At 58.0% G+C, this 9,199-nt stretch carries 11 protein-coding genes; 3 read left to right on the top strand and 8 right to left on the bottom strand.

Annotated features, from left to right (window positions below):
• The 3 genes from B2W52_RS15450 to osmF form a co-directional block, all read right to left on the bottom strand.
• On the bottom strand, positions 1-490 hold a 490-nt coding region (locus B2W52_RS15450), incomplete at its 3' end, for an ATP-binding cassette domain-containing protein (protein WP_286803697.1).
• 20 nt (positions 491-510) lie between these two features.
• Positions 511-1,665: an ABC transporter permease gene (locus B2W52_RS15445; RefSeq protein ID WP_219123385.1), complete on the bottom strand. Its 1,155-nt coding sequence runs from the start codon at positions 1,663-1,665 to the stop codon at positions 511-513.
• A 36-nt stretch (positions 1,666-1,701) separates the two neighbouring features.
• The gene (osmF, locus tag B2W52_RS15440) at positions 1,702-2,625 is read right to left on the bottom strand and encodes a glycine betaine ABC transporter substrate-binding protein OsmF (RefSeq protein ID WP_286803696.1); all 924 of its coding nucleotides are present in this window, start codon (positions 2,623-2,625) and stop codon (positions 1,702-1,704) included.
• Positions 2,626-2,814: 189 nt separating this feature from the next.
• Here osmF and B2W52_RS15435 point away from each other — a divergent pair, with 189 nt between their 5' ends.
• The gene (locus B2W52_RS15435) at positions 2,815-3,891 is read left to right on the top strand and encodes a TauD/TfdA dioxygenase family protein (RefSeq protein WP_286803695.1); all 1,077 of its coding nucleotides are present in this window, start codon (positions 2,815-2,817) and stop codon (positions 3,889-3,891) included.
• 27 nt (positions 3,892-3,918) lie between these two features.
• Here B2W52_RS15435 and B2W52_RS15430 read toward each other — a convergent pair whose 3' ends face one another.
• Positions 3,919-4,227 (bottom strand): hypothetical protein, encoded by a 309-nt coding sequence (locus tag B2W52_RS15430; RefSeq protein WP_008170638.1) that lies wholly within the window; start codon positions 4,225-4,227, stop codon positions 3,919-3,921.
• Between the two features lie 167 nt (positions 4,228-4,394).
• Between B2W52_RS15430 and B2W52_RS15425 the strand changes: the two genes are divergently transcribed.
• A complete protein-coding gene (locus B2W52_RS15425) occupies positions 4,395-5,204 on the top strand; it encodes a substrate-binding periplasmic protein (protein ID WP_273070818.1) in 810 nt (269 codons plus the stop codon).
• A gap of 22 nt (positions 5,205-5,226) precedes the next feature.
• Here B2W52_RS15425 and B2W52_RS15420 read toward each other — a convergent pair whose 3' ends face one another.
• Genes B2W52_RS15420 through B2W52_RS15405 form a run of 4 tightly spaced genes read right to left on the bottom strand, consistent with a single transcriptional unit; the run spans position 5,227 to position 8,225 of the window.
• The gene (locus B2W52_RS15420; protein WP_273070819.1) at positions 5,227-6,153 is read right to left on the bottom strand and encodes a M14 family metallopeptidase; all 927 of its coding nucleotides are present in this window, start codon (positions 6,151-6,153) and stop codon (positions 5,227-5,229) included.
• Positions 6,150-7,364, bottom strand: coding sequence for a serine hydrolase domain-containing protein (locus B2W52_RS15415; RefSeq protein ID WP_273070820.1), 1,215 nt, complete (start codon positions 7,362-7,364; stop codon positions 6,150-6,152). The genes B2W52_RS15420 and B2W52_RS15415 overlap by 4 nt, the downstream gene beginning before the upstream one ends.
• Positions 7,361-7,747 (bottom strand): GFA family protein, encoded by a 387-nt coding sequence (locus tag B2W52_RS15410; protein ID WP_273070822.1) that lies wholly within the window; start codon positions 7,745-7,747, stop codon positions 7,361-7,363. Before B2W52_RS15410 ends, B2W52_RS15415 begins: the two co-directional genes overlap by 4 nt.
• A 19-nt stretch (positions 7,748-7,766) precedes the next feature.
• The gene (locus B2W52_RS15405) at positions 7,767-8,225 is read right to left on the bottom strand and encodes a hypothetical protein (protein ID WP_273070823.1); all 459 of its coding nucleotides are present in this window, start codon (positions 8,223-8,225) and stop codon (positions 7,767-7,769) included.
• A gap of 266 nt (positions 8,226-8,491) precedes the next feature.
• Here B2W52_RS15405 and B2W52_RS15400 point away from each other — a divergent pair.
• The coding region (locus B2W52_RS15400) for an MOSC N-terminal beta barrel domain-containing protein (RefSeq protein ID WP_286803694.1) at positions 8,492-9,199 on the top strand (708 nt) is incomplete at its 3' end.

The following is a 9,199-nucleotide window of genomic DNA, read 5'->3' as shown; positions in this document are numbered from 1 at the left end:
CGAAGGGTTCGTCCATCAGCAGAATATTGGGGTTGGCAGCCAACGCCCTGGCAACGCCCACCCTTTGAGCCTGCCCGCCGGACAATTGCTGGGGATATTTGTTGGCGTGGGTGGCCGGGTCCAGATCCAGCAGCGTCAGCAACTCATGCACGCGCTCGTCGATCCGCTCCCGTGGCCATTTCAGAAGCTGGGGTACCATGGCGATATTGCGGGCCACCGTCCAGTGTGGAAACAGCCCCGTGCCCTGAATCACATAACCCATGTTCAACCGCAGCTGCTCGGGGTTCATGGCGGTAACATCGTTACCATCCACCAGGATCTGGCCCTCACTGTGGGGCAATAACTGGTTGATCATCCGCAGGGTAGTCGACTTGCCGCAGCCTGAGCTGCCCACCAGCACGCACACTTCGCCGGTTTCGACCGTGAGGTTTATCCGGTCCACCGCCACGGCATCTCCAAAGCGGCGGGTAACGTTTTTCAGTTCAATCATCCGGGCTTATCCCTCTCCTGTCAGGCCGTCGCCGGTGTCGGCTTGAGACTGGCCGCCAGCATGGTGAGCAGAGCATCCGCCAGCAGCGCGAGTGCAATGGTGGGCAGCGCACCAAGCAATACCAGATCCATCGCCGCCTGCCCCAGGCCCTGAAAGATAAAGCTGCCAAAACCGCCGGCGCCAATGAGCGCGGCAACCGCGGTCAGGCCAATGGCCTGGATGGTGGTAATGCGCACGCCTTCCACAATCACGGGAAGCGCTAGTGGCAACTTGAGTTTGAAGAACAGCTGTCGCTCGTTCATTCCCATACCCCGCCCGGCATCGGCGAGGCTTTCCGGCACCTCGGTAAGCGCGACGAAGGTGTTGCGCACCATGGGCAACAGACTGTAAGCCACCAAAGCCAGCAAGGCCGGCGCCCAGCCAATGCCACGAATACCCATGGCCTGAAGCGCGGGGAAAGCAGCCGCCAGCGCACTGAGCGGTGCGATCAGTAACCCGAATACCGCCAGGCTGGGAATAGTCTGAAGAAAGCTGACCGCGCCAAGGATGGGACGGCGCCAGGCCACACTACGAATCATCTTCAGGGCCAGTAGAAAAGCCAGACCGGCGCTGATGCCGACCGCGCCAAAGGCCAGTGCCAGATGAGTCCACAGGGCCTGCTCGAACTTGTCGGGGCGGGCGTTGAATTCCCGAACCAGCGACAGACTCTCCAGCCCACCGCCTCGAAGGATCCACAGCCAGCTGCCAACGATGACGGCCAGTATCATCAGCTGCAGCCCTCGCCCGCTCCCGAGGCGCCCGAGAATTTCGATCAGCATCAGCGACAGCAAAAACAGCAAACACCAGAAACCGGCTCCGATGGACGACCGCGCGTAAGGTGCGTCTTCCGGCAGGTGCCGGCCCGCGAAGATCTCAAGCAACAGGGGCAGCAGCGCCAGGGAGAGGCCTACCAGGCCCAGAAGCGGCAGGTACCGCCGGCGCAACGGCAGAAAAGACAGCAGAACGCAGCCAGCCAGAACCAGTGACACCAGGCCAGCCCAGGGCCCGCCAACGGCCGAAATGAGGCCGTGACCGGTACCCGGAACGATGCGGTTGGGCTGAATGACGCCCAGGTCCAAAAGCCAGACCAGCGCCAGGGCAAGACACCCCAGCACAGGCAGGACACGGTTCGGCATGGTGTTCGAGGCAACAGAGCTGTAAATCGACAAACCTCAGTCCTGGGCCAGGGAATCCAGGTAATCCCGGGCGACGGTATCCGCCGGTACCCCGTTCACCGCCACCTGGCCATTTAGGCGCTGCAGCGTTTCGAGATCCAGCGATTCGAAGATCGGCGTCAGCACTTCCCGGATCTGCGGATAGGCTTCTAGCACCTCGCCACGCACGATCGGCGCTGGCTGATACACCGGCTGAACGCCTGCGGTATCTTCCATTACCCTCAGATCCAGCGCATCCAGCCCGCCATCGGTGCCGTAGGTCATCGCACCGTTTACGTCGTTGTTATTCAGGGCCGCCGCGCGCAATGTCGCCGCCGTGTTGCCACCGGAAAGAATCAACAGCTGGTCGGATTCCAGCTTGAAGCCATAGGCCTCCTGGAACGCCGGCAAGGCACTGGCGGATTCCACAAACTCGGCGCTGGCCGCAAACTTGAAGGCACCGCCCTCATTGATGTACTCGGCAAGATCTTCGAGTGTGGCCAGGTTATTTTCCCGCGCCAGATCGCCCCGCACGCTCATAGCCCAGGTGTTGTTTGCTTCGGCGGGTTCCAGCCAGACAATGTTATGTGCCTCTTTATCCAGGCGAGCAGCCTCCTGGTAGGCCTTATCCGCATCTTTCCAGATATCCCGATCCGCCTGATCGTGAAAGAACGCAGCATTGCCGGTGTACTCGGGGTAGATATCGATTTCGCCGGCCTTGATCGCATTGCGGACGATGCTGGTGCCACCCAACTGCAGTCTGTTTTCAACCGGAATACCCGCCCCCTCCAGGGACTGCAACACCATCTGCCCCAGTACCGAGCCCTCGGTGTCGATCTTGGAGGACACCACCACGGGATCAGCAGCCATTACCGATCCGGACATCACGAACGCTATCAATGCCGCTGTGCGGCGCAAAAGGGATTTGGGAGTCACGGCCATTCCTCTCGGTTTTTGGTTACCACTATCAGTCTAGAGGCCGCATCTACGAAGGCAAACGGGATTTGGTCTTGCCGGCACCGGCCCGCAGGAGGCCAGTTCCAAAATCGGGCGGAACGGACATCGTATTTGAAATCCGGAAACCCAACGGGTTAGGCTGTCTAAAAAGCGAGCAGCATGGTAGTGAAGGTTATGGCACAGACCCTGGAAAAGACCCGCGAACCCACCTCCACCGTAGCGCCCCTGAACCCTGATAACGTGGCACTGCTCGAACAGGAAGGTTTAACCCTCAAGCCTCTGGATCCTATTGGCGTTGAGATCTACGGATCCGACGTGCGCAACCAGCTGCCAGAGCCGGCTATCAAGGCCCTGGAAGAGGAAATGGCAAATCGCGGGTTCATCGTATTCAAGCACCAGGCCGGCCTTTCCCCCGATGAACTGATTGAAGCCTGCAAATGGTGGGGCGGGCGCGAGCTCCATTCCACCCACGGCGTGCATCCCGCAACACCCGGCCGCAACCGGCACATTTTCCGCTGCTCCAACGATGGCCGCCAGGGCATTCTCGGCGTTGGCCCGCAATGGCACAACGATGGCAGTTTCGAAGCCGCCACCTTCTCCCACAGCGCCTACTACATGGCCCGTGCGCCCGAGAATGGCGGCGGCACCCACTTCGCGCACCAGGGTGCGGCCTTTGACGCACTCCCTCCGGAGAAACAGGATTTCTGGGAACGACTGGTGTCGGTAAACTCCGCATCCAGTGTGACCCACCCCGTGGTTCACACCCACCCGATTTCCGGTCGCAAGAGTGTCTGGCTGCATCTGGGCATGACCGGCGCCGTGCTGGAGCGCCTGCCGGAAGAAGGTCTGACGCTCGACCAGCTGAAGACCCTGCCTGCACCCGCGGACAGTTTCCACCTGCTGGACGAGGCCGCCATGAAGGAACTGTTCAACGATTACAACGATCTGCTGAACGATTCCTTCGAGGGTGGCTACGGAATTCGCTACGAATACGAAACCGGCGATCTGTTATTTATCGATAACTGGGCCGTCGCCCACCGCGCCGCGCCAGAAGCTCACCTACCGGCAGAGCAGCAGGGTCTGCGCATCATGGACCGGGTCACCATCAAGGCACCGAGAAACCTGTCGCCCCATTTCGGGCTGCCCCAATACATCAACATGGCCGGCCCCCACCCGTTCAACAAAGACGGCGTATGGCAGGCCGGTGGCGTGGGCTTCCGGTGGAAAGACGATATCCGCATGCAGAACTGATTCACCCGTTTTGCATGCGGCCGTGCGTCACTGCACCGGCTGACAACCGCGCACAGCGAGAGAGATATTCGTTGCCGCCTTTATCTGATCGTAGTATTTCGCGGCGGTTTTCACGCCCATATCCGCGTAGTTCCCGGCACTGGGGCTGATCAAGGTGCCCAGCTGGGCCCAGGCCGCCGCGGATTGCCGGTCACTCTCATAGGCTGAAAATGCCTGGTAGATTTCATTACAGGTAATGCCGTCTCCATCCATAGCTGCGGAAGAAACATGAGAGGACGTCTGACAGCCCGTCAAAGCGCCAACCGCCAACAAAAACCCAAGACTCTTGTACTTCATTGATCAGGTCTCCCGGGCCGTAATGGCCTCTTTTCGAAAGTATGGAGAGCATGGTCTTATACATTCCAGCCCGATGCCAGACCTGCTGGTCTCAATGGAAAGATGTATTGAAAATTCCTCGCCACAAACTAAGCTATTCCTGTCTCTTCACTCTTTTGAGCATGCCCATGAAAGCGTGTCTTCATGCAGTTCTCGCTCTCGCGCTATCCATTCTGCTTCTCTGGAGTCCAGCCCGAATTGGCCATGCAGAAACCGTCCTGCATGTTGCCTACGAAGATAAAACGCAATTCCCCTATTACATGGGCGACACCCAGGAGGTTCTGGAGAAACCCGGCGCAGCGGTAGAGCTGGTCAAGTTGCTGGAAGAGCGGGTACCGGATTTGCGGATCAAGTTCAGCCGATACCCCTGGAAACGATGCCTGGCCATGCTCGAAACCGGCCAGGTGGATGGTATCTTCAATGCTTCTTACAATGCTGCCCGCACCCGAATTGGCGAATACCCTTGGCGGGACGGTCAGGTTGACCCTACCCGCCGACTAACCACCATTAGCTACAATCTCTATGCCCTGCCAGATACAGAGCTGGGCTGGAGCGGCAAGGCTTTCGAAGACACGGACCTTTCCGTTGGCGCCCCATTGGGCTACTCAATCGTGAACGATCTAGAAAACCTGGGCGTTTCCGTAATCAAGGTTCGGAGTTCCAGGCAGAGCCTGCAGTTACTGACTGCCAGACGCGTTCATGCCGTTGCGCTCCAATCGGTCACCGCCGATTTTCTGTTACGCCAGAACGCCAGGCAGCTCCCGGGCATTGTCCGGATTGATCCCCCTCTCAAAACCAAGCCCTACTACCTGATGCTCTCACGGGAATTCAAAGCGGCAAACCCGGAGCTTGCAGAGCACATATGGAATGCCATCGGCGAACTCAGAGAAGAAAAGCTTGAGGCCCTGGCGCAGCCCTATCTATCCGAGTCCGGCTAGTCAGCTTTCCCACTTATTTGGCCTATTGAGAGTGAGTAAGCCCATAGTCGATGGCAGCACACACCGCCGCGGCCTGCGCGGCATTGCATTGCTCGGGGGTTACATGGGGGCTGTCGGGATACACCTCGGTGGTGGTCCGGTAGGGAGCGCGGGTCATGCCAGCGCACAGGCCCCACTGCGAGAGCGGATACTGGATCACGCCCCGGGCAACCACTGGTGAGCCGAAAATCTCGCCTTTCTCGTCGGCCGGTGCAATGTGCGTCACCTGCTCCACCGCCTTGATCAGTGCCTGCTGGAAATCTGGCTGCGGGTGTTCACTATCGTCCACCACATAGAAGCCATCAGGAATGCCGGCCGGCTCGAATGGCTTGCCGTCGCGGGCGGCCAGCGCCGGGCGGAACTCCGACTCGTCGGTATCGGTGGTTTCGTGAAGGTCGATATGAATCAAAACATGCTCACGAACCGGCGCAACCAACCGCATGAGGGCGGCCGACTCTTCCGCGGGACTGTCGTCATGGAACGAGCGGTTCGGATCAATCGCATTCCGGTTCCAGCGATGAATGCGCTCGTACGCCCAGGGGCTGACACAGGGCGCAACCAGAAGGTTCACGCGCTCGGCATAATCCTCCGCGTGCTTGTCGAGGAACTCAAGCGCGCCATGAACACCACTGGTCTCGTAACCGTGAACGCCGCCCGTGATCAGCACCACGGGCAGGTCGTTGTTCCAGTCGCGGCTGCGAATCGCCTTCAGCGGATAATAATCCGGGCCGTAATCCAGCCCGCCATATTCTTCCACATCAAACCGCGCGCCAAGGCGCTCGATCACACTCAACACCTCCGCCTCGTAACTGCGCTGACGGGTCTGCCGTGACAACCACTCGGCGCGCTCTGCCTCGCCCCATGGAGTGCCGGGCGTTCCGATTGGATAGGGTGTTGAATCTGTGTTCATAGCAGCGCTCCGTTAACGATCGCCCGCAGCTCCTGACGGATTGGGTAGGTGGACGACGGAATCAGTTGCGTCATGAAAATCATCACCAGTTCCTCAACGGGATCGACAAAAAAGTTAGTGCTCGCAAGGCCACCCCAACCGTATTCACCAACCGATCCGTTGGTCTGGGATTTGGGGACGTCCGTTTTTACCGAAAAACCCAGACCAAAGCCAGTCCCGGCAAACGGTGTCTCGCTGAATGCACCCACAGACAGGCCCGGCAGGTCCTGATTGTTGGGCAGATGGTTACGACACATGAATTCCAGGGTTTTTCGACCAATAATCCGCCGGCCCCGGAACTCGCCACCCTGACACAGGGCCTGGGCGAAGTGGAAATAATCGTCGATGGTGGAAACCAGCCCGCCACCGCCGGACATGAACTGGGGCTTGCGCCGGAAGGGAGACGTCTCGGGGTCATCCTGCAGCGTGAACTGATCTCCGGCCTGGTACTGATAGCAGGCAGCGAAGCGGTCAAGCTGATCATCCCGAACGTGGAAGCCGGTGTCAGTCATATCCAGAGGCTCAAAAATATGGTCCCGCAGATACTCATCAAACGGCTTGCCCGACAGCAACTGCACCAGATACCCCAGCACATCCGTGCTGACCGAATAATTCCAGGCTGTGCCCGGGGAGAACTCCAGCGGCAGCTCGGCCAGGTGATCGACCAGGGCTTCCAGCGACATACTCCGGCTGCCATCCAGCCTGAGCTCGCGGTAGGCAGCGTCAACGTTGGTGCGCTGCATGAACCCGTAAGTCAGGCCTGACATATGCGTGAACAGGTCGCGAATCGTCATGGTGCTGGATGCAGGCGTGGTCAGGAAGTTCGGATAAACCCCGCTTTTATAAATCCGCTGGCGTCTCCAGGCAGGAATATACTTGTGTACGGGATCATCCAGTAGAAACCGCCCCTGCTCATAAAGCTGCATCATGGCGATAGACGTAATCGGCTTGGTCATGGAATAGATTCGGAACACCGTATCCCGGCGGACCGGCTTGTTGCGTTCCACGTCCATCAGCCCCTGAGCTTTCACATAGGCAATCTCCCCTCGCCGGGCGACCAGTGTCAGCGCGCCGGGTACCTTCCCTGGCTGGAGATAGCACCGGTCAAGATGGCGTTCAATGTTTGGAAGCTGCTCCGTAGACAGGCCTGCCACCTGTGTGAGTTCCGTCATTGCACGGGTACCTCTTCAAGCGCCTCATCCCAGGCTGCCCTGCTCGCCGTGAAAATATGCGCCGTTGGCTTTATGGAGACTTCAGTGTCCAGACACCCTGCCGGAACCACGAGCAAACCTTCAAGCTGAGTGCCCGGCAGTGCGGAACCACACAGCTTACAAAAACTCTTGTTGTGGCGAGTACCCGGAAGCGTGTAGGACGTCACGGCATCCTCACCGGCCAGCCACGTCAATTTGGCGGATTGCGAAAACAGATTGGCTGCATGCGCAGAACCCGTATCTTTTTGGCAGTGCTGGCAATGGCACAGGTAAAAGTTCTCGAAATCGCCTTCAATCCCAAATGTCACGGTGCCGCAAAGGCAGGAACCAGAATGAAAAGTCATCGGTGTTTCTCTATCGCTGTTACTGAATAGCCCGGACATCCTCGATATCAACCGGCCTTGAGAGTAGGGATTTATACCAGACAAGATCCTCCTTCAGCATCAAGGGAAGCTCAAGGCCAAGTAAGTGCACAGTCTCGAATCGAGAAAAATCGATGTTTAGCGCAACCCAGGCTTTATTTTGTGCATCGAAGATTTGTGCACCGTCGGCATTACCTACCTCCACTTTGACACCCTCATATTTGAACTGGACGTAGGTCAGGTCCCAGCCCTCTTCCTGGCGGTGGGCAGCCGCTTTGGATACAAACGGCTGCCCTGCCTGGACCACAGACAAAAAGTGCTCCCCAGGGACAAAGAGATCAATGTCATGCAGATCGCGCTGAGAGCCATATCCCCTTGCAGCGAGCCCGCCACAAATGAGGAAGGGAATGTTCCTTTCCCTCAGTAGCGACACAATCCACTCGGCAGCTGATTGATGCACGCTCTCTCCTTTCGTGCTTAAAGCTGAACACAGCAGTGCGGCACATAGTTCACGCCCCGTTGAGGGCTTATTTGTAACCGTTGATTCTTAGCTGCAGCTTAGACATTTGCCTCCTGGTTGCAACGCTCTCTTCCAGTAACGCTATGCTCATTAGCGACTGGTAGCCCAACGCCACGCCCCTCGAAGTAGTTTGGTGCATGGGGGTAAATGACGTATGGGCCATGGCTTCTCCCTGATTTACTTTGATTGCGGATAAGGAGGAAGCGATGATCAGGATTGGGACCGTCTCGTCCATATGGCGATACCCTGTAAAAGGAATGGCTGGCGAATCGTTAACAAGGGCAGATATCGGATCAATGGGTGTTTCCGGGGATCGGGTTCTCGCTGTTCAGGACGTCGCCCGCCAGGAGATTCAGAGCTGCAAGTTCCGACCGGAGTTGTTGCAGTGCCGTTGCAAGGCCGTTGATAACGCGGAAACCGTCGAAATCCTCTTTCCGGATGGCGAGGTCAAACTAAGCTCTGATCGCGATGTGAATGACAAAATATCCCAACTGGTAGGCCATAAGAGCAAGCTGCAATCGTTACGCCCCAAAAGTGACGCGGAGTTCTATCAGCGTTTCAAGCGCGATGATCATTCCTGGCTGACTGAATTGAAGGCAACCTTCGCAAGGGAGCCCGGCGAGCCACTGCCGGACCTGGATAATCTGCCTGACGAGATGCAAACCTATGTGTCGTTACTCGGGACTTTCTTCCTGGTGTCGCCGTTTCACATCATCACCACCGCCAGCCTAAATCATATGCGATCAATCCACCCCGGCCCCGACTGGAACGTAGAACGGTTTCGGCCCAACCTGATCATTGAAACATTGCCGGAGATATCTGGATTAGCCGAACAGGAATGGCTCGGGCGCTCGCTGGCAATTGGTGACGTCACCGTAAAGCTTGGTGAAGCCGCTCCACGTTGTGGAGCCGTG

This window comes from Marinobacter sp. UBA2498, assembly GCF_002341575.1.
GTDB lineage: Bacteria > Pseudomonadota > Gammaproteobacteria > Pseudomonadales > Oleiphilaceae > Marinobacter > Marinobacter manganoxydans.
The sequence above is the reverse complement of the archived record's forward strand: the minus strand, read 5'-3'. Positions and strand labels throughout refer to the sequence as shown.